General features: G+C 49.3%; 1 protein-coding gene. It reads right to left on the bottom strand.

Annotation, left to right across the window (positions count from 1 at the left end; translation table 11 throughout):
* Positions 1-920 (bottom strand): AMP-binding protein (locus ACFQZS_RS12140; RefSeq protein WP_377100572.1); only part of this gene is annotated, 920 nt, incomplete at its 3' end.
* Positions 921-945 lie beyond the last annotated feature (25 nt).

The following is a 945-nucleotide window of genomic DNA, read 5'->3' as shown; positions in this document are numbered from 1 at the left end:
GTTATGAACCTGGCGGCTGTTAGCTCCGGCTGGTTCAGATAGCCCCGCGCCAATCCTGCACCCGAAATGTATAACTCCCCGGGAACGCCGATGGGTACGGGGGTCAAAAATTTACTGAGTACATAAAGCCGGGTATTTTGAATATTCGCCTTTCCTAACAGATTCGATCCGGTAGAAATAACCGATGTAATTGCCGCTTCGGTAGGACCGTACGCGTTTGCAATATTCTTTATGTGTTTCTGATAATCAATAAAAAGCTGCTTCGGAAGTTTTTCCCCGCCAAATACCACCCTTTTTACGCTTGAAATTTTAGCCGGATCTATCGACCGCAAAAACGATGGCGTCGCATCCAAATGGGTTATCCTGTTATCAGTCACGTAACTTTCAAACTGCGCGCCATCATCTATATGACGACTCCCTAATATATGCAACTCTGCACCGGAAAACAGGGCCAGACACAATGTCTCCAGCGAAGCATCAAATACATAGTTATAAAATATCGCATAAATTTCTTCCGGGGTTGTTTTATATATGGGATACAGACCGGTAATTAAATTAACTAAGCTCCGGTGTTCTACCATTACCCCCTTGGGTTTGCCTGTGGTACCTGAGGTATAGATCACATAGGCCAGGTTGGCTGCATTGCTGTACCTGGGCAGGTTCGTCGTTTCTTCTGTCCGGTAGAACGATTCGCTCAGATCGGTACAGATCAGCTTGGCTGCCGGAAGTTCCGGGTTGAGGTGCCTTTGCGTCAGGATCAGCTCTGCCCCGCTGTCGGTTAGCTGGTAGGCTATCCGCTCTTTCGGGTAATCCTTATCCAGCGGTACATAGGCGCCTCCGGCCTTTAACACCGCCAGGATGGCTACCACCATTTCCAGGCTCCGCTCCAGCAGCAACGCGATCAGCGTGTCCGGTGGCATCGCTGATCCTGTTCTGGTTTGGTAG

This window comes from Mucilaginibacter calamicampi (assembly GCF_042676765.1).
Lineage (GTDB): Bacteria > Bacteroidota > Bacteroidia > Sphingobacteriales > Sphingobacteriaceae > Mucilaginibacter > Mucilaginibacter calamicampi.
Note: the sequence above shows the minus strand (reverse complement) of the source record. Positions and strands in the feature narration are given on the sequence as shown.